This window comes from Hymenobacter aquaticus, from assembly GCF_004765605.1.
Classification (GTDB): Bacteria; Bacteroidota; Bacteroidia; order Cytophagales; family Hymenobacteraceae; genus Hymenobacter; species Hymenobacter aquaticus.
Genome location: NZ_SRLC01000001.1, coordinates 2,900,866 through 2,919,650 on the forward strand (window position 1 = coordinate 2,900,866; position 18,785 = coordinate 2,919,650).

Genomic DNA, 18,785 nt, shown 5'->3' on the forward strand with positions numbered 1-18,785 from the left:
CCGGGGAAGAAGTTGGGTGGTGCGGATTGGACGTGGACGCTGTGGCCCTACTCCGCCTGAAAAGACGAGGCGGGCAAGCCTTCCTTGTTGCTGAGGTTGGCACCTTCCGGGTTGTCGGCCCAGGCGTAGCGCACGGCCACCGGGTTGGGCACCTGGTCGTTCCAAACCACGACTTTATTGCCTTCAATCTTAGCCTGGGCCCAGACGAATTTCTTGTCCGGCCCGGCCACGGCGAAGTAGCGCAGGGACTTGCCGTCTTTGGCTACCAGGCCGCTGCCGGTGCTGCTGAAGCTGAGCGTGACCTTGTTGCCCTTGACCTGCATACTTTGGTAGAGCGGCCCCGAGGAAACCACGTTTTTGTCGCCGTAGGCTACTTTTTGGGCGGCCAACGCCAGGCGCTTGCCTACGTCCTGCTTATTCAGCGGGTGAATGTCGTTCCACTCGCCCAGGTCCAGGGCCACGGCCATACCGGTGTGGGGCACGACCAGGGTGCGGCGCTGGCCTTCGCGCACCCCGGCCCAGTTGCTTTCCGTGGGCTGGTCTTTGGCCTCCATGAAGTTGGCCAGCTGCACGTACAGAAAGGGCAAGGCGGGCTGGTTCCAGTGCTTACGCCAGTCGGCAATCAGGACCGTGAGCAGGGGCTGGTATTCCTCGGGCTTGGCAGTGTTGGATTCGCCCTGGTACCAGAGCACGCCTTTAATGGCGTAGGGCAGCAAGGGCGCTATCATGCCGTTGTACAGGCCCCCGGGCTGGTTTTGGAAGGACACCGAGCCGGGCGTGGGCGGCGTGGCGGCCCCGAGCTTGTACTGCCAGTCGCCGCGCAAATCTAGGGTTTCGCCGCCCGCCGTGAGTCGGTACTGCTTGTCGAGCGTGAAGCCCCCGCGCCCGCCGTTGTTGATGACGCGTACCACCACCACGTTGCGGCCGGGCTGGAGCAGCGTGGCCGGCAAATCGTATTTGCGGGGCGGATACTGGTAGCCGGTGGTGCCCGCAAACTGCCCGTTGATGTACACCGAGTCACTGTCGACGATAGTGCCCAGTTCCAGGCGGGCGGGCTTGCCCACCATGCTGGCCGGCACCACTACTTCCTTGCGAAACCAGACCACGCCGTTTACCGGACCCAGGCCCTGGTCGGCCCAGTAGCCGGGGATTTTCATGGTTTTCCAGTCGGTGGCGTTGTAGCTGGTGGCGTACCAGGACGTGCTGCCCTTGGCTACGCCCTGGTCGGCCTGGCGCAGGGCGGCATACCAGGCCCGCGAAGCCACCTGGCCCTGCGCTATGGTGGTTTTCACGTACACGCTGTCCTTTACCTTTTCGGCCGCCTGCTCGTACTTCGGAAAGGCTTGCAGCGCCTCGGCACTCAGCCAGGCCTCGGCGGGTGAGCCCCCCACGGCCGACCGGATCAGGCCGATGGGCACGTGGTATTTCTCGAAGAGGGCTTTAGCAAAAAAGTACGCCACGCCGCTGAAAGCCAGCACATTTTGGGGCGTCGTCGACACCCACTTGCCGCCTGCTACCTCGGCTTTGGGCCCGTTGAAGCTGTAGCGCAACTCGACGTTGAACTGCCGGATCATCGGGTTGTTGGCCTGGGCCACCACCTCGGGGTACTTGTCGCGCAGCCGGGCCATGGGCGTTTCCATATTCGACTGCCCCGAGCACACCCACACGTCGCCGATGAGCACGTCTTTGAGGGTAATCCGGTTCGCGCCGGCCACGGTCATTTCGTAGGGCCCGCCGGCTTTCAGCGGGGGCAGGCTGGCCCGCCACTTGCCGTCGGCACTGGTGGTGGCGGAGGCCGTTTTGCCGGCCAGCGTCACGGTTACTTTCTCGCCGGGCGAGGCCCAGCCCCACACGGCCACGGGTGCGTCGCGCTGCAGAATCATGCCGTCGCTGACCAGCTTGGGCAGGCGCACCTGGGCGTGTAGTGGGGATGCAAGTAGAAGGCCGGCCACGGCCGCCAGCAGGGTATGTTGCCAGCGGAAGCGGCCGGAAGTAGTAATCCGGGTCATAAAGCAGGAGTTAGTACGTATAAAGTTTGACGCGCTGGATGCCGTACTCGTCGCCGGCAATGCGCACGTGGCGGCCCTGGTGGTCCTGGTCGCCGTTGAGGCGGCGGCCGGGCACCCACTTTTCGCCCTCGAAGTGGCCTTCGTCCACGCGCAGGTAGCCGGCGCGCTTGCCTTTGGCGGTGGGCTCACAGGTCAGCACTACGCCGGTGCCCACCACGTAAAACTCGTCGGGAGCCACGGCAATGATGAGGGCGCCGCCGGGCGTCCATTGCGGTTTTTTGGCTCCCAACGACCAGCCCAGCGTGTATTCATGTTTGGCCGTGAAGCGGTAGTCGCCGAGCGTGGTGGTGCGGGCCGCCGAATCCTGGTAGAGCAAAAAGCCCCGGGTCTGGCCTTGCGGCTGGTACTTGGTAATGAGCGGGGTGACCTGTTGCAGCAGCTCGTAGGCCTTGCTGATGGGGGCGCCCTTGAGCGTGTCGCTGCCCTCGATGGCGAAGGGCGAAAACGCCAGGCAGTTGTAGCTGCCAAACGCGAAAAACGCCTTGGCCGCCACGCCTTCCTCGAAGCGGTGCTCGGGAATAAACAGCGGGTTGCCGCCGCGGGTGTACAGGTCGCACCAGTGCTTGAAATCGGGGTTGTAGAAGTCGGGGGCCAGAATGTCGATGGCCGGGGCCCCGGCCTGCCACACGTCCATGAGGTGGGGCAAGGGGCCGGCGCTGGGGTAGTTGCCGGGCGCCACGCCGGGCCGGTTCAGGGCCGCATTCACGTACATCGGCAGCGGGTAAGCGGCCTTGCCGGCCTGGGCCAGGGCATTGGTAAACGTGGCGTAGTGCCAGGCCATGAAAATCTCGTCGGTAGCCAGGCTTTTGCCAAAAACTTCCTCCCAGTTGCCCTTGGTTTTGCTGCCCTGCCGCTGCCACAGCGCCGCAAACTCCGGCTTCAGATTCTTGCGCTCCTGTTGCAGATACGCAAGCAGCTTAGCGGGCACCGGCTGCCGGAAAGCGGCGTTGGCCCGGCTGTCGTGGCTGCGGGCCGTGGGCAGCATCCCGATTTCGTTTTCGACCTGCACCGTGATGACCGTGTGCTGCTGACCGTCGGCTTGCTTCAGGTGCTGCATCAGCTGCACGAAGGCTTTGCGGTCGGCGTCCAGGTTGCGGGGCTCGAAGGGCGTCATGATTTCCTGGGGCACGCCCTGGTCGTCTTCCACCCGCGGGAAGCGCTTCGCGTCGGTTTTCACCCAGGCCGGCGCGTAGCACGACATGCTGTTTTTCCAGGCCCCGAACCAGAGCAGCACCAGCTTCATCTGGTGCCGGCGGGCGTCGCGCAGCAGGTCGTCGACCAGCGTGAAGTCGAACCGGCCTTCCTCGGGCTCCAGCAGCTCCCAGTACACCGGCGCAATGACGGTGTTCAGGTTCAGGGCCTTGAGCCGGGGCCACACGGGCTGCATGTAGGGCGTGCTGGAGGCCGTGGAGTTGCCCAGCTCGCCGCCCAGCACCAGAAAGGGTTTGTCGTCGACCAGCAGCTGGGTGCTTTGCCCGGTTTTTACCAGCCGGGGCACACCGTTTTGGGCCTGCCCCGCCAGGGCCAGCACGCTCAGCAAGCCCGGCAGCAGAATTTTGGCTAACAGTGAGTTTGCTCTCAAAACACGAATTTTATTTAAGGATTCCAGGGCCCGTTGCCGGGCAGTATAAGCAAAGCCGCCGAACCACTGTGCGTAGTCCGGCGGCCAGCCAAAGGGAGGATTAATACCCGGTGTTCTGCTTGATTTTGCCGCTGGTGCGGTCTACTTCCGTTTGCGGAATGGGGCGCAGCACGTGGTAATCCTTGATGTTGATGGCCGCGTTGGAGCCGTAGGTTCCGTTGGCGAGGTTGACGCGCGGCGGGTTGTAGGCCTTCACCCGCTCGATGAGCTTGCCGGTGCGCTTCAAATCGTACCAGCGCATCATCTCCCCGCACAGCTCCCGGGCCCGCTCATCCAGGATAAAGTCGATGGTAACCTGGGCTTCGGCAATTTCCATCTGGGTGGTTTTGCCCGGGGCCGCCGCCCGCCGCCGCACCACGTTGATGTAGTCCTTGGCCTGGCCGGCGTTGCCGAGGTAGAAGTAGGCTTCGGCCGCAATCAGGTAGGTTTCGGCCAGGCGGTAGATGATGTTGGGGCGGGTCGAGAAGCCGTTGACCGAGGTGCGCTGGCGCGAGTCAAACTTGTTCATCGTGGGGAAATACTCGGTAGTGTACTGGCTGGGCTGGAACACACGGTAGGGCACCGGCTTGCGGGCGGCAATGCGGGCCAGCACGGCGGCGGGCAGCTCGCGGCCGGGGTACCAGATGGAGGTGTCGCCAATCACGGCGCTGGTGCTGCCGCTGTTGGCCCCCGGCGAGTTCACCCGGTACACGGTGGTAAACCACTTGTTGTAGCGCGTATCGGTGCTGCGCAGGGCGGCGCCGGTTTCCAGGGGGGTGCCGGCGGCGTCGCGCAGGATGTAGCTGTTCTCCAGGAAGCGCGTGATGACGTGGCGGGCGAAGGGCCGGCCGTTGTTGATGTCGCGGGCCATGTTGGGCAGCAGGTCGTAGCGGCTGCGGAAGTTGAAGCCCGCCACGTTTTCGCCCCCGAAGGTGAAGCCGTCGATGCGCGAGAAGGTGGCGTCGCCGTTGAACTGGGCGTTGAAGATGACTTCCTTGCCGTTCTCGTTGCCTTCCTCAAACACTTTGGCCGGGTCGGTTTCCATGCCCAGGCCATACCGGCCCTGGTTGTCGATCAGCTCCTTGGCAAACTTGGCGGCGTTGGCGTAGTCGTCGGCTTGCTTGGCCGTGGAGGTGGCGCGGTTGAGGTGTACTTTGGCCAGCAGGTGCAGGGCGGTGGCGCGCGTCACGCGGCCTGGCTGGGCGGGCTTGTCGGCAATGCTGTTCATGGCCTCGGTGAGGTCCGTCACGATCTGCGCGTACACGTCGGCCAGCGGGGCGCGGCTGATGTCCTTGGTGGGCTGGTCGATGAAGGACAGCATCAGCGGCACGTCGCCGAAGTGCCGCACCAGCACGAAGTAGTACTGGGCCCGCAGCAGCTTGGTTTCGGCCACCAGCTGCTTGAGACGGGCCGGGTCCATGCCCTGCACTTCATTCGAATACTTCAGCACGCCGTTGGCGTTGTTGATCTGCTGGTAGCACACCGTCCAGATAAACGAAGTGGAGCCGGCGTTGACGGGCGTCAGGTCGGTGGGGCTGTAGTCGTTCAGGCCGCTGCTGGAGCTGATGCCGTTGGTCCAGAGGTCGGTGCCGGCTTCGGTGGTGAAAAAGGCCGCGTCGTTGCCGTAGATCTGGCGCAGGCCCGAGTACACGCCCGTCACGCCGGCCTCGATGCCCTGCGGGGTGCCCAAAAAGCTCGGCAGCAGGACGGACTGCGGGTTTTCGTCCAGAATATCGTTGCTGCAGCTGGTGGCGCCCAGCAGCAGGCCAAAGGTGCCCAGAGTGGCCAAAAATAGCTTGTTCATATCAGGATAGCGCCGGGGCGCGGGAAAAGAGTGAGGAGTTCGGTGATTAAGTGACTGAGTGAATGAGTGAGTTTGATGTTTCAACCGCGCAAACCGCGCCACTTGAACGACACTGCACTCATTCACTCAATCACTCATTCGCTCATTGAATTAAAAGCCCAGGTTCAGGCCCACGATGAAGGAGCGGGTGAAGGGGTAGTTCACGCCGTTGCCGCCCGAGGTGCCGCCGGTCGTCACGTTGGGGTTGCCGCCGGTGAAGGCAATGCCGCCCGGCTGGCTGGGGTCGAGGCGGGTGGAGTAGGACAAGGCATCCGGGTCAATGGCTTTGTTGTCGCGGAAGAACTGGTCCTTGGCCCAGAGCAGCGGGTTCTGCACCTGCACGTAGATGCGCGCCGTGTTCAGGAAGGCTTTCTGCGCCCAGCCCGTGGGCAGAGCGTAGCCCAGGTCGATGCTGCGGATTTTGATAAAGGTGCCGTTGCGGTAGGCCAGGGTCTGCCCGTAGGTCGGCCACTCGGTCGAGCGGGAGGTCTGGTCGGGCTGCGGATAGTCGTTCGAGGGGTTGGTGGGCGTCCAGTAGTTCAGGTTCACCTGGTTGCGGCGGCCGGTGTTGGTGGTGAAGTAGTTGGGACCGAACAGCGTGGGGTCGACGACGGTGGCGCCCACGCGGGTCAGGGCCACGACCGTCAGGTCGAACCCTTTGAACTTGAAGCGGTTGGTCAGGCCGGCCTCGTACTTGGGCTGGCGCGAGCCGACAATCACCCGGTCGTTGGCGTTGATGGTGCCGTTGCCGTCCACGTCCTCCACCTTGATCTGCCCGGGCTTCGAGCCGTACTTGCGGGCCAGGTCGGCTTCGTCGGTCTGCCAGATGCCGATTTTCTGGAAGTCGTAGAACACGTAGAGCGGCTGGTTGAGGAAGCGCTGGTTGCCCTTGTCGTCGGCGCTGCTGCCGTCGAGGTTACGCAGGTCCAGGTCGAGCACCTTTTCCCGGTTCAAAGTGAAGTTCCAGTCGGTGCTCCACTCGAAGCCGCTGGCGGTGCGCACGTTCACCGTATTCAGCGTCACTTCCAGGCCGCGGTTCTGGGTTTGGCCGGCGTTGCGCACGTACGAAACGTAGCCGCTGGCGGCGGGCAGGGCGTCGGGCAGCAGCAGGTCGCTGGTGCGCTGCTGGTACACTTCCACCGAGCCGCTCACGCGGTTGTCGAAAAAGCCGTAGTCCAGGCCGAAGTTGGTGGTGGTGGTGTATTCCCAGCCCAGCTTGTCATTCGGAATGGCGTTGGGCACCACGCCCACGGCCCCGGTGGAGCCGTAGTTGTAGGAGCCGTTGCCGATGCCCTGGCCCAGCGCCCCGAGGGTCTGGTAGGGGTTGACGGCGGTGCTGCCCACGCGGCCCAGGCTGGCGCGCAGCTTCAGGTTGCTCACCCAGCTCTGGTCCTGCATAAACGACTCGTTGGCCAGGTTCCAGGCCACGGCGGCCGAGGGGAAGGGCCGGTACTTTTTGCTCGACAGGCGCGAGGAGCCGTCCACGCGCATGGTCACGGTGGCCGAGTAGCGGTTGTCGAAGGCGTAGTTCGCGCGGCCCATGTAGGACACGATGTCCCAGCGCTGGCGGTTGCTGCCGGCCGAGGTGGGCGTGCCCGAGCCCAGGTTGTAGAAGTACTGGTTGTTGGCACTCACGTTGCGCACGCCCACGCTGGTATTGTCGAAGCGGTAGCCCTGCCAGCTGTAGAGGCCGGTGAAGTTGAAGTCGTGCTTCTCGGCGAAGGTGCGGCTGTAGGTCAGGATGTTTTCCGTCAGCAGGTTGAAGGCGAAGCTGGCCGAGCGCGAGGCCGTGTTCTGCCCGCCGCCGTTCTGGGGCGTCTGCGAGGCAAAGAAGTTGCCGTTGTTTTCGGAGCGGATATCCAGGCCCACGTTCAGGCGGTAGTCCAGGCCCGGCAGAATGTTCACCTGGCCGTAGAGGCTGTTGAAGGTGCGCACCCGGCGGGTCTGGTCCTTGTGCGCGTCCTGGGCGTACAGGGTCAGCGGGTTCGAGCCGGCCGTGTCGCCGTTGGGGTACAGCACCAGGTTGCCGTTGGCGTCGCGGATGGAGGCCAGCGGGCTGGTGGTCAGCATCTGGTTGAGGATGTTGATGTTGGGGTCTTCCGCCGTGTTGTAGGTGTTGAGCGTGTTCAGCCCGATTTTCACCCGCTTGCCCACTTGCTGGTCCAGGGTGCCGCGCAGGGAGTAGCGCTCAAAGCGCTGCACCGGCACGATGCCCGTCTCGTCGTAGTAGCCCAGGGAGACGGAGTACTGGGTCAGGTCGGTGCCGCCCGACACGCCGACGGCGTGGTTCTGGATGCGGCCCTTCTGGAACAGCAGGTCCTGGTAGTCGGTGGTGCGGCCGGCGGCGTAGTTGGCCCGCTCGTCGGCCGTCAGGAAGGCCGGCGTGGCCGGGTCGTAGTTGGGGTTCTGGGCGCGGTAGGCCTGGAGGCGGTAGTTGTAGAACTCCTGCCCGTTCTGCAAATCGTAGCGGCCGTAGGCGTCTTTCACGCCATAGTAGCCGCTGTAGGTGGCTTTGGCCGCGCCCGATTTGCCCCGGCGGGTCGAAATCAGAATGACGCCGTTGGCGCCCCGGGCCCCGTAGATGGCCGTCGAGGAAGCGTCCTTCAGCACTTCCAATGACACGATGTCGTCGGGGTTCAGGTCGTTGAGCGAGCCGTCGAAGGGCACACCGTCGACGACCAGCAGCGGGTCGTTGGAGCCGGAAAACGAGCGGTTGCCGCGGATGCGGATAACCGGCGCCTGCCCGGGCGTGGTGCTGGTGCTGCTGATGGTGACGCCGGCCGCCCGGCCTTGCAGGGCCTGGCCCACGTTGGCCACCGGCACGTCGCGCAGGGCCTGCTCATCCACCGACGAAATAGCGCCCGTCACCTGGCTTTTCTTCTGGGTCCCGTAGCCCACGACCACCACTTCGCTCAGGGCCTTCACGTCGGAGGCCAGCGTCACGTTCAGGGTGCTGCCCGTCACGGTTACTTCCTTGCTTAAAAACCCCACCGCGCTGAGCACCAGCGTGCTGCCCACGGGCGCGTTCAGCGAAAATGTGCCGTCGCTGTTGGAGGAAACGCCGTTGGTGGTGCCCTTCTGCAGGATGGTGACGCCGGGCAGGGTTTCGCCGTTTTCGGCGCTGGTGATTTTACCCGAAATAGGCTGCGCGGTTTGCGCCAGCGCCCAGGTAGGGGCCAGCACTGCCCCCGCCAGGGGTAGCCCGGAGGCCACAAACAACGGCCAGCTCAAGCAGAAAGCCGTTTTGCGTAGTGGTTGATACATGGAGTGTGGGAGTTTTATGGTGTTGACGATGTCAGAGGATCAGAAGCCGATGGAGTTGCCGCCATCGACGGGCAAGGAGGCCCCGGTGATGTAGCGGGCCGCGTCGGAAGCCAGAAACACGGCGGCGTGGCCGATGTCCTGGGGCTGGCCGAATTTGCCCATGGGCGTGCGCCGCATGGCCCGGTCGCGGCGGTCGGGGTCGTTGTTCATGGCCGTGCGGCTCATCTCGGTTTCGATGAAGCCCGGGGCAATGGCGTTGACGCGCACGTTGGCGCCCGAAAACTCGGAGGCCAGCACTTTCACCATGCCCTCCACCGCCGACTTGGACGCGGCGTAGGCCACTACCCTATCGATGCCGTAGTAGGCGGCCATCGAGGAAATCATCAGAATCACGCCGCTCTGCCGGGCTACCATGCGGCGGGCGCAGGCCCGGGTCAGGGCGAATACCGAGTTCAGGTTGGTGTGCAGGATGTTGTGAAATTCCTCGTCCGTGACCTGCAAAGCAGGCTTTTTCAGGTTGATGCCGGCATTGTTGACCACGATGTCGAGCGGGCCGTGTTCGGCTTCAATCTGGGCCACCATGTCCTCGATGGAAGCCAGGTCGCCGATGTCGTTGACGACGTAGTGCGCCGCCTCCCCGAGCGAATCGACGGCGGCCTTCAGCACTTCCTCCCGGCGGCCGGTGATGATGACGTTGGCCCCGGCGTCGGTCATGCAGCGGGCTATTTCCAGCCCGATGCCGGTGCCGCCACCGGTGATTAGCGCCAGCCGACCTTCCAGGGAAAAGCTGTTCTGGTGGGTGAGGTTACAGGGGTGAATGGCGTGGCCATTCAGGTGCGGCATGGTTTTCATGTCCATTGTATTTTGGTATTCAAGGCGTTAGCGCAGCTGGTAAATCGTCACCAGGCGTTTTATTTCATCCAGGGTGCGCTCGGGCGGGCTGAACGGGGCGGGTATCGGCTGCTTGGCAAACGACTGGAAGTAGAGCACGCAGGCGTCGCGCCACCACAGGGCTTCCTTGCGCTGGGTTTGCAGGCGGGCCGCCACGTCGGCGTGCAGCTCCGCATCGACCTGGGGCTTTACCGTGGCCCACTGCTGCTGCATCCAGGTCACGGAGTCGGCGCCGGTGTAGTAGCGGGTGCAGAGCTCGTTCCAGAGGGTGCGCCCGGTACTGAGCGGCTGGGTCCAGGGCACGTGGTGAAACCAGAGCAGGTAGTTGGGCGGGCAGGTGCTGGGGTCGTTCCAGCGGCGCTGCACCTCGGGCTTGTAGAGGGCCAGGGCGTTGCTGCCCTTTTCGGTGCGGTCGAAGCCCAGGCCCACGGCGTCGGCTTTGTGGTAGTACACGGCCGTCCAGTCGGGCCGGGCGCTGCTGGCCAGCCAGGGCTCGGGACCGTAGTGAATGGTTTGCCCCATGATGTGGTGCAAGCCCAGCGGCATGGTGTAGCGCGTGTAAATGCCGTGCGACCTGACCATCACATCGGCAATGGTGCGCACGGCCGGGGCGTCGGCAGTCAGCGTTTGGCGGGCCCACTCCTCGGCAATGGTCTGGGAGGAAAGCGTGTAGTCCCAGGCCAGACGGCCGAAGGCGTACCAGTTGGCCTGCCCCATCGGGTGGCCGGTCCAGTTGCGGTCCGCGCCGATGTTGGCCACGCCGGCAATGCCGCTGATGGCGTGCTGATCCACGGAGCCGTCCACTACTTTGGCCACCGTCGAGCCCGGGCCGTTGGCGTAAGTATCCGCGTCGAGGGTTTCCTTGAACATCGGGGCCAGGTACACCCAGTGCGTAGCGAAGCCCAGATACTCCTGCGTGAGCTGCACTTCCAGCACCAGCGGGGTGCGGGGCATGGCGCCAAACAGCGGGTGAAACGGCTCCCGGGCCTGAAAGTCAATCGGCCCGTTTTTCACCTGCACCAGGGTCTTGGGCTTGAAGCGGCCGTCGAGGGGCTTAAACTCCTGGTAGGCTTCCTTGAACCGGTCGCCATTGGAATTGGCTTTGTACACGAAGGCGCGCCACATCACCAGCCCGTCGTGCGCGCCGAGGGCGTCGGCCAGCATGTTGGCCCCGTCGGCATGGTCGCGGCCGTAGTCCTGGGGGCCGGGCTCCCCTTCCGAGTTGGCCTTCACCAGAAAGCCGCCGAAGTCGGGAATAGCCTTGTAAATCTCGTCGGTTTTGGCGGTCCACCACTGCTTCACCTTGGGGTCGAGCGGGTCGGACGAAGCCAGGCCGCCGATGACTTTGGGCGCGGCCCAGAGCACCGACAGGTACACCCGGATGCCGTAGGGCCGCATGACCGAGGCCAGGGCGACTACTTTCTCCAGGTATTCGGGCGTGAGGTAGCGGGCACTGGCATTCACGTTGTTAATCACCACGCCGTTGATGCCGATGCTGGCGTTGGCGCGGGCGTAATCCTGGTAGCGCGGGTCAATTCTTTCGGGCAGCTCATACCACTTCCAGATGCTGGAGCCCGCGTAGCCCCGCTCCACGGTGCCGTTGGGGTTGTCCCAGTGGTTGAGCAGGCGGTACTGAATGCGGGGGCTGCTGCTCAGGCTGATACCGCGCAGCGGCTGCCGCGTCTGGAGCTGACGCAGCAGGGCAAAGGCTCCGTAGAGCACGCCCGACTCGGTGCTGCCGGTCACGACGAGGTTGCCGCCCTGCTCGGCAATGCGGTAGCCGTCCTTGCCCAGGGCCCCGCCGGAAACGTTTGCGGTAGCCTCCACAACTAAAATAATTCCGCCTTTGCCCTTTTTCGCCGCGGAGTGAATCGGGACTGTTTGGCCCAGCAGGCCTTGTAAGCCCTGTTGCAGCTCCTCGGCGGCCGTTTTCAGAATCGGGGAATTGCCCGCGCCGACAATGAAGCCAGCGGCCTTCTGGTAGTCTTTGCGCAGCCCCGGGTCCGAAATCAGGTCGTACTTCAGCCACAGCCGGTAGCCATCGTCGGCCACGCTGCGGTGAGCGGCGACGAGGAGGCAGAGCAGAAGCAGAAGGCGGCGCAGAAACATGGGTGGGCAGGAAAGCGGGAGCGGAAACGGAAATTCTAGCGGGTAGCCAGGGTAGTATCGGCGGTAAGCCGGGCGGCCAGGTGGGCCTCCGTCGCCAGGGCGTGGCGGATGCCGTACTCCAGGCCGCGCAGCTCGGCCAGGCCCCGGAGGCGGCCAATGGCCGAGTAGCCGGGGTAGGTTTTCTTCTTGAGGTCGTCGAGCATCTGGTGGCCGTGGTCGGGGCGCATGGGCAGCGGGGCATTGCCTTCCCCGGTGCGGGCCCGGCGCTGCTCTTCCAGCACCAGCTCGCGCACGACAGCGTACATGTCCACGTCGCCAGTCAGGTGGTCGGCCTCGTGGAAGTTGCGCGGGTTTTCTTCGCGCTTGGTGGCCCGCAGATGCACGAAATGAATGCGGGAGCCAAAGCGGCGCACCACGCCGGCCAGGTCGTTGTCGGGCCGCACGCCCAACGAGCCGGTGCAGAACGTCAGGCCGTTGGCGGGGGCGTCGTAGGCGGCCAGCAGCTGGGCCAGGTCGGCCTCGGTGCTCACCACCCGGGGCAGGCCCAGCAGCGGATACGGCGGGTCGTCGGGGTGAATGCAGAGGTTGATGCCCACTTCCTCGGCCACCGGCCCTACCTCCCGGATAAAGTGGTAGAGGTTCTGGCGCAGGGCCAGGCTGTCGATGCTGGCGTATTCGTCGAGCAAAGCCTGAAAGCCGGCCAACTCAAAGGCTTCTTCCGAGCCGGGCAGCCCCAGCAGCACCGTGTTGGTCAGCTCGGCAATCTGGGCGGAGCTCATTTTTTCAAACTGCGCGCGGGCGGCCGTGGCAACCTCAGGCTCGTAGTCGGCCTCGGCGCCGGGCCGCCGCAGAATGCAGAGGTCGAATAAGGCGAAATCCTGCCACACGAAGCGCAGCGCCAGCGAGCCGTCGGGCAGCTGGTAGCGCAGGCTGGTGCGCGACCAGTCGAGCACGGGCATGAAGTTATAGCACACGGTGCGGATGCCGCAGGCGGCCAGGTTGCGCAGGCTCTGCTGGTAGTTGGCTATGTACGCCGCGCGCGAAGGGCGGCCTTTCTTAATGTCTTCGTGAACGGGCAGGCTTTCCACCACGGCCCAGTGCAGGGGCGAGTGGGTAGCGTTGTCGGCTTCGATGAGCTGCTGGCGGCGCCGGATTTCCTCGACGGGCCACACCGCGCCTACCGGCAGCTGGTGCAGGGCCGTGACCACGCCGGCGCAACCAGCCTGACGAATGTCGAAGAGCGAAACCGGGTCGTGGGGGCCGAACCAGCGCATGGTGTGAAGCATAGCAGAGCGGAGTAAAAAATACAATTTCCCGAATACTACCGGGCAAAAGCGGCCTCTGAGCAGTACAGACCGGAAACAGGTATCGGTGCCGAACCGGTCCTTAAAGATAAGGTGGGTCGACCTATCAAAACCAAGTTAAAAACCGCCATAACTCACTGATTTCGAAATAAAAATACCGGAAACGTTTCCGGAAACGTTTGTGATAGGTAACTTTACTTCCGCATAGCACAAAAAATATTTCGTACATTATCTTCGAATAATGAAACGGTAAGCCACCCGCTCTGCTATCTACCCACCCGGCTTATTGTTAAAAAATACCATTTACCATGATAAAGTGCGTTAAATGCAAGCTGGCTGATGATGTCATGAAAGCCGGTTTCATCCGCGGCCGGCAGCGGTTCTTCTGCAAGGCCTGCGACTACCACTTCACCGAGGAAAAAACGGCGCTGGTACCCGAGCGCCGCCGCCACCAGACCACCATCAGCGACGTGGCCAAGGCCCTGGGTGTGGCGTCCTCCACCGTCTCGCGGGCCCTGAACGGGCACAGCGACATCAGCCCCAACACCCGGCAGGCCATTCTGGAAGTGGCCCGCCAGCTCGACTACCAGCCCAACCTGCTGGCCCAGAGCCTGAAAAGCAGCGAAACCTACACCATCGGGGTGCTGATTCCGGACATTGAGCGGCCGTTTTTCGCCACCGCCGTCAGCGGCATTCAGCAGGTGGCGGCCGAATCGGGCTACCGGGTGATGATCTGCCAGTCGAAGGAGTCGTACCAGACGGAGGTGAGCAACGTGCAGGCCCTGATTGCCAGCCGCGTCGACGGGCTGCTGATCTGCCACTCCCGCGAAACCGAGAACTTCGACCACGTGCGCGCCGATGCCTGCCGCGGCATCCCGGTGGTGCATTTCGACAGGGTGTGCAACGAGGTCAACAGCGCCCAGGTGATGCTCGACGACTGGGGCGGGGCCTTTGCCGTGACCGAGCACCTTATTCTGGAGGGCTGCCAGCGCATTGCCGTGCTGGCCGGCCCCGAGTCCTTGCTGATCAGCAAGCAGCGCATCGGGGGCTACATAAACGCCCTGCACCACTACGGCCTCAAGCCCAAGGACGAGCTGCGGATTCATACCAACTTCCGCTCCGAGTCGGCGGTGGCGGCCCTGGACCAGTGGCTGGCCCTGCCCGAGCCGCCCGACGCCATTTTTGCCGTGAACTACACCAACGCCCTCGACGTGATTCAGGCGCTGAAGCAGCGCGGCATCCGCATTCCGGAGGACATTGCCGTGGTGGGCTACGGCGACGAGTTCCTGGCTTCCATGATTGAGCCGGCCCTGACCACGGTGGACCTCCACCCCTACCGCATCGGCCAGCAGGCCGCCCGCCTCTTCCTCGACCAGGTGCGGCTCAAGGAAAACTTCAAGCCCCGCACCTACGTGCTGTCCGGTGATTTGGTCATCCGGCAGTCGTCGTTGAAAGGCAAAGGGCCGCTGTTCCGGTTGAGTATTTAAAGGAGTGTAGAGACGCGAATACGCGTCTCAATCGTTGCTAACGTTGTTTAGCCGAACAAGCGTCGTTCAACGAGGAGACGCGAATACGCGTCTCTACATCGGCCAACCAGCAGCTGTGACGTAGGCCCGGCTAGGAAAACGCTACCCGCAGCGTGTGTACCGCGTCGGGCCCGGAAAACGTGTAGCGCACCGAGTAGCCGTAGTAGTGGCAAATCTGCTGCACGATGGACAACCCCAGCCCCGGCGAGTCGGACGACACGTTGAGCTTGCGGAACCGCTCGAAAAAGCGGGCCGGCTCGCCGGCCACGGCGGGCCCGGTATTGCTGATTTCGAGGAAGTCGGGCGTGAGCGTCCAGTGCAGGTGGCCGCCGCGGTGGTTGTGCTTAATGGCGTTCTGCAGCAGGTTGCCCACCAGGGAATCGGCCAGGGCCGGGTGCATCTGCAGGGCCGGCCGGCCCCGCACCTCGCCCCGCACCGCCAACTGCTTGTCCTCGATGAAATCCTGGAGCAGCAGCAGCCGGTTTTCCACCACCTTGTCCAGCTCCAGCGCCACGGCCTGCGGAAACTGGCGGTTTTCAATCTTGCTGAGCAGCGTAAGCGCCTGATGCAGGCGCGCCAAGCGCAGCGTGGCCCCGTACAAGTCGCCGACCAGCGCGGCGGTGGCGGGTTGCAGCTCCTCGGCCTGCAACAGCTGCTCGAGCTTGGCCTGCATAATGGCCAACGGCGTGCGGGTTTCGTGGGCGGCGTTTTCGGTGAAGTCCTTCAACGACTGATAGTCGGCCACCAGGCGCTGGCTCATCTGCAGCAGGGCCTGGTTCAGCTCCGAAAACTCGTCGATGGGCGTGTGGACGGGCAACGCCAGGGCTTGCTGGTGCGGTAAATCGTAGCGGCGCAGCGCGGCCAGGGTCTGCTGAAACGGGCTCCAGATGCGGCGAGCCAGCCAGCGGTTCAGCAGCCCCAGGCTCAGCAGCAGCAGGCCCAGCACCGTGAGCATCACCGTCAGCACCAGGCCCACCATGTCCTCGGTTTCGAGCAGCGACTTGCGTAGCGTCACCCACTGGGGCGCGCCCGGGCCGGGGCTGCGGAAGCTCAGCTCCCGGTACGGCACCGGCACTTTTTCGGTGGGGTCGAACAGCACCGTGTCGCGCAGACCCGGGCGGCGGGGCCGGGGGCTCAGGGCCACGGCATCGGGCAGGCCGGGCGGCAGGTGACCCAGGCGCCGGGTTTGCCGCTCAATTTCCAGCTGCTGATTGACCAGCTGCTCATCTACCTCAACGCGCAGGGCCAGGCTGATGCCCAGGTAGAGCACCACGCTGCCCACGGCAAACACCAGGGTGGCCAGCAGCAGGTAGTAGCGGTTGGTGGTAGCCAGCAGCTTCACCCGAGGCTGAGTTTGTAGCCCATGCCGTAGATGGTGCGGATGTAGTTGTCGGCGCCTTTTTCCTGGAGCTTTTTGCGCAGGTTTTTCAGGTGGGTATAAATGAAGTCGAACGAGTCGGCCGTGTCGGCATCGTCGCCCCAGAGGTGCTCGGCCATGCTTTCCTTGGTCAGCACGCGGTTGGGGTTGGCCAGCAGAAACAGCAGCAGGTCGTACTCCATGCGGGTCAGCGTCAGCGGCTCGTCGTGCACCAGCACCAGGGCCTGGTCGGGAAACACGCTCAGGTCGCGGAACAGCAGGTGGCGCTGCCCCTGAAACTGCCGCCGCCGGATAATGGCCTTGAGGCGGGCGTTGAGCTCGGCCAAATGGAAGGGCTTGGCCAGGTAGTCGTCGGCGCCCAGCTCCAGGCCCAGCACCTTGTCGTCGAGCGAGTCGCGGGCCGAAATAATCAGCACCCCGGCCCGGGAGCCGTCGGCCTTGAGGGTGCGCACCAAGTCCAGCCCGTTGCCGTCGGGCAGGGTTAGGTCCAGCAGCACGCAGTCGTAGTCGTAGAGCTTGATTTTCTCGTGCGCCTGCCGGTAGCCGTCGGCCGTTTCGCAGACGTAGCCGTCGTGCCGCAGGTACTCAATCAGGGAGCTGCGCAGCGCGGGCTCATCTTCCACCACCAGAATCTTCATGTTTTCTCTTAAGGCGAGGCCGCCGGAAAGGGTACGGCGCAGGGTGCAACTTCGGGGCAGATTCTGAAGGTAATCTGAGTTTTTCCTAAAGCCTACGCCGGCCCGCTATTGCAGCTGCCAGGTGAAGCGCAGCCCTGGCGCGCCGGCCAGGCCACCGGTGGGCGTGTAGCCGGTTTGCCAGCTGGGCGAGAACCCCATGCCTTTGGGCAGGTTGGGCTTGCGGCCCCACCGGTTGCGGTGGGTGAGGTAGCCCAAGTGGGCCGACAGAATGCCGAAGCCGGCGCCGGCCACCACGTCGCTCTGCCAGTGCTTGGTGTTGATCATGCGCAGGGCCGCCACGCTGGTCGCAATGGCGTAGGCCCCCACGCCGTACCACTGGCTTTTGTCGCGAAACTCGGTGTGCACGATGCTGGCCGCCAGAAACGCCTGGGCCGTGTGGCCCGAGGGAAACGACAGATTATCGGAGCCGTCGGGCCGGGTTTCGCCCACCAGGTTTTTCACCGCAAACGTGCTGACCAGCATGATGGCCTCGCTTTTCAGCAGCACCAGCACCGTGTTCAGCCGGTCGTCGCGCGACTCCACGCCGGCCAGGGCTACCAGGCCCAGCTCGGCGTAGGGCGCGAAGATCAGGAGGTTATCAAGGTTGGTGCGGTAGGTCGGGAACAGCTTGTGAATGTCGCGGTTGGCCTGCTCGTTGGTGTAGAAGCCGCCATTGTTGACGTGCAGGGCGCCGTAGGTAATCAGCAGGGCCGGAATGGCCGTGGCCTTCACCAGCTTGCTTTTGTACCAGGGCTGCCGCACGGGGGCCGGCACGCCGCCCGGGTTTTCAAACTTGTGCGTGGTATCGGCGGGCGTTACTTGAGCCAGGGCCGGCGAGAAGGTGGCCGTCCAGAAAACCAGGACGGTAAGAAAGCGGGAAAGGGAAGTGAGCATACGAAAAAGGCAAGGGTACTATACAGTAAAAAACCAACCAGCGGGCCTAAAAATGGCCCTTCCGGTGGCATACGCAGGCACTCTGTAGAAATTCTGAGGCTGGACGACACGGAGCGGGCCGGGAGTAGTGTACCAACGACAAAAGCCGGGGCCTCGTGTGCCGGGCCCTTGCTTACGGCCCGGCCGCGTACCGCGTTGAGCCGCCCCGCCACCGGCCGCCCCGCCAACCCCGGCCGCCGGGCTGCGTTGAAAGAACACTGCTTTTCGCCTCTTCGCTCTTTACTATGAAAACCTTCATTTTCTGTTTATTAGCCGGCACGCTGGCAGCTGGTATGGCGGCCATGCCGGCCGACACGCCCGCCACCTACGATTTTCAGCAGCCCAGCGCCACGTATACCTTGCCCGAGCAGCTGCGGGAAATTTCGGGCATTGCCCTGCTGTCGGGCCAGCGCCTGGGCTGCATTGAAGACCAGACGGGCAGCATCTATATCTACAATGCCGCCACCAAGCAGGTCGAGCAGCAGCTCAAGTTTGGCAAGAAAGGCGACTACGAAGACCTGGCCCGCCTGAAGGACGCCTGGTTGGTGCTGCGCTCCGACGGCATGCTGTTCAAATACACCGACCAAGGCACTACCACCGCCTACCCCACCGGCCTGACGGCCGCCAACAACCCCGAGGGCCTGGCTTACGACGCCCGCACCGGCACGCTGCTGGTGGCCTGCAAGGGCGCGGCCGGCGTGGGCCAGCCCGACCAGAAACGCGCCATCTACCGCCTCGACGCCAAGACGTACCAGGCGGGCAGCAAGCCGGCGTACGTACTCGACGTGGCCGAAATCCTGGCCCTGGACCGCCGCCAGGGTTCGGGCAGCACCATCAGCCGGTTTGCACCCTCGGCGGTGGCCATTCACCCGCTCAGCCGCCACGTGTTCGTGCTGGCGGCCAGCGGCAACGCCCTGGTCGAGCTGGACGCGCAGGGCAGCCTGCTGGCCGTGCAGAAGCTGCCGCGCAAGCGTTTCCCCCAGCCCGAAGGCCTGGCGTTTGCCGCCAACGGCGACCTGTATATTTCCAGCGAAATGGGCGACAACGGCAAAGCCGGCCTGATTCAGTTTTTCCGCGCTTCGCCCCTGGCGGCCAAATAAGCGACTAACAAGCCGACCCGGTATTTTCCAGCGGCTGGCAAACAACCTGTTTGAGCAGAAGACCGGGGCG

General features: G+C 64.1%; 12 protein-coding genes. 2 read left to right on the plus strand and 10 right to left on the minus strand.

All coding sequences use genetic code 11. From position 1 onward, the window contains the following. Positions 1-47 precede the first annotated feature (47 nt). The 7 genes from E5K00_RS11945 to uxuA form a co-directional block, all read right to left on the minus strand. Positions 48-2,009 carry a sialate O-acetylesterase gene (locus E5K00_RS11945; protein WP_135463445.1) on the minus strand — a complete coding sequence of 654 codons (1,962 nt, stop codon included), beginning with the start codon at positions 2,007-2,009 and terminating at the stop codon, positions 48-50. A gap of 10 nt (positions 2,010-2,019) precedes the next feature. Continuing rightward, positions 2,020-3,651, minus strand: coding sequence for a GH35 family beta-galactosidase (locus tag E5K00_RS11950; protein ID WP_245328266.1), 1,632 nt, complete (start codon positions 3,649-3,651; stop codon positions 2,020-2,022). 100 nt (positions 3,652-3,751) lie between these two features. Continuing rightward, the gene (locus E5K00_RS11955) at positions 3,752-5,494 is read right to left on the minus strand and encodes a RagB/SusD family nutrient uptake outer membrane protein (protein ID WP_135463446.1); all 1,743 of its coding nucleotides are present in this window, start codon (positions 5,492-5,494) and stop codon (positions 3,752-3,754) included. Between the two features lie 150 nt (positions 5,495-5,644). Then, entirely contained in the window at positions 5,645-8,797 is a 3,153-nt protein-coding gene (locus E5K00_RS11960; protein ID WP_135463447.1) for a SusC/RagA family TonB-linked outer membrane protein, read from the minus strand. A 39-nt stretch (positions 8,798-8,836) separates the two neighbouring features. Continuing rightward, positions 8,837-9,640: an SDR family NAD(P)-dependent oxidoreductase gene (locus tag E5K00_RS11965; RefSeq protein ID WP_135463737.1), complete on the minus strand. Its 804-nt coding sequence runs from the start codon at positions 9,638-9,640 to the stop codon at positions 8,837-8,839. A gap of 36 nt (positions 9,641-9,676) precedes the next feature. Beyond that, a complete protein-coding gene (locus E5K00_RS11970) occupies positions 9,677-11,797 on the minus strand; it encodes an alpha-glucuronidase family glycosyl hydrolase (protein WP_135463448.1) in 2,121 nt (706 codons plus the stop codon). A gap of 35 nt (positions 11,798-11,832) precedes the next feature. Next, positions 11,833-13,083 (minus strand): mannonate dehydratase, encoded by a 1,251-nt coding sequence (gene uxuA / locus E5K00_RS11975; RefSeq protein ID WP_135463449.1) that lies wholly within the window; start codon positions 13,081-13,083, stop codon positions 11,833-11,835. A gap of 365 nt (positions 13,084-13,448) precedes the next feature. On the opposite strand from uxuA, the gene E5K00_RS11980 reads away from it, so the two are divergent. Continuing rightward, positions 13,449-14,588 (plus strand): LacI family DNA-binding transcriptional regulator, encoded by a 1,140-nt coding sequence (locus E5K00_RS11980; RefSeq protein ID WP_245328267.1) that lies wholly within the window; start codon positions 13,449-13,451, stop codon positions 14,586-14,588. Positions 14,589-14,718: 130 nt separating this feature from the next. Here E5K00_RS11980 and E5K00_RS11985 read toward each other — a convergent pair whose 3' ends face one another. The 3 genes from E5K00_RS11985 to E5K00_RS11995 form a co-directional block, all read right to left on the minus strand. Further along, positions 14,719-15,969 (minus strand): sensor histidine kinase, encoded by a 1,251-nt coding sequence (locus E5K00_RS11985; RefSeq protein ID WP_135463451.1) that lies wholly within the window; start codon positions 15,967-15,969, stop codon positions 14,719-14,721. Continuing rightward, positions 15,966-16,643 (minus strand): response regulator transcription factor, encoded by a 678-nt coding sequence (locus E5K00_RS11990; RefSeq protein ID WP_135463452.1) that lies wholly within the window; start codon positions 16,641-16,643, stop codon positions 15,966-15,968. The genes E5K00_RS11985 and E5K00_RS11990 overlap by 4 nt, the downstream gene beginning before the upstream one ends. Before the next feature lie 105 nt (positions 16,644-16,748). Beyond that, entirely contained in the window at positions 16,749-17,576 is an 828-nt protein-coding gene (locus E5K00_RS11995) for a phosphatase PAP2 family protein (RefSeq protein ID WP_135463453.1), read from the minus strand. Positions 17,577-17,860: 284 nt separating this feature from the next. On the opposite strand from E5K00_RS11995, the gene E5K00_RS12000 reads away from it, so the two are divergent. After that, on the plus strand, positions 17,861-18,715 hold the full coding sequence (locus E5K00_RS12000) for an SdiA-regulated domain-containing protein (RefSeq protein ID WP_135463454.1): 855 nt from the start codon (positions 17,861-17,863) through the stop codon (positions 18,713-18,715). Positions 18,716-18,785: the final 70 nt, after the last annotated feature.